Genomic DNA, 792 nt, shown 5'->3' with positions numbered 1-792 from the left:
CAGTTTGAAGCCTTATTGGATAATCGTCCGTTAGACCTTGTAATCTGTGATATGGCACCCAATATGTCAGGCAATGCCGTAACAGACCAGGCACGCAGTTTTTATTTGTGTGAACTGGCTTTGGATTTTGCCTCCCAACATTTGAAAACCGGAGGCAGTTTTCTAGTGAAGGTGTTTCAAGGCGCGGGTTATCAAGAGTATACGGCGGCTATGCGTGAAATTTTTGCCAGTGTACAAACTCGAAAGCCGGATGCTTCCCGCAATCGTTCCAGTGAGATTTACCTATTAGGTAAAAATAAACGCTGACAATGTAGGGTAGGTGCTTTAAAATTCTTTCCCTTGATTTTATTTATTTTGTAACCATGGAGCCTGTTCAGTGGGGAATACCATTAAAAACATATTAGTCTGGGTAGTGGGTGGTGCTATGCTTTTAGCAGCATTCAATGCACTCAGCGATAAGCAGGAAGATAAACAGCAAATCGAATATTCTCAATTTATTCAGCAAGTTAATAGTGGCGAAGTATCCAATGTCAATATTGAAGGATCTGTTGTCAGCGGCTATCTGATTAAAGGTGAGCGCACCGATAAAACTGCCTTCTATACCAATGCGCCTTTGGATGACAACTTGGTTAAAACACTGTTGGATAACAAAGTACGCGTCAAAGTGACTCCGGAAGAAAAACCAAGCATGCTGGCCAGTCTGTTTTACAGCCTGCTGCCTGTTTTGTTGTTGATCGGTGCATGGTTCTACTTCATGCGCATGCAAAGCGGCGGTGGCGGTAAAGGCGGCGC

General features: G+C 43.7%; 2 protein-coding genes. Both read left to right on the top strand.

Translation table 11 applies throughout. From position 1 onward, the window contains the following. Positions 1-306: SAM-dependent methyltransferase (locus tag ACTHUE_RS19575; RefSeq protein ID WP_440424233.1), on the top strand; the 306-nt coding region annotated here is incomplete at its 5' end. A 70-nt stretch (positions 307-376) separates the two neighbouring features. Continuing rightward, positions 377-792: ATP-dependent metallopeptidase FtsH/Yme1/Tma family protein (locus tag ACTHUE_RS19570; protein ID WP_440424232.1), on the top strand; the 416-nt coding region annotated here is incomplete at its 3' end.

The organism is Neisseria sp. P0021.S005 (genome assembly GCF_051956955.1).
This window is presented reverse-complemented; position numbering and strand designations above follow the sequence as displayed.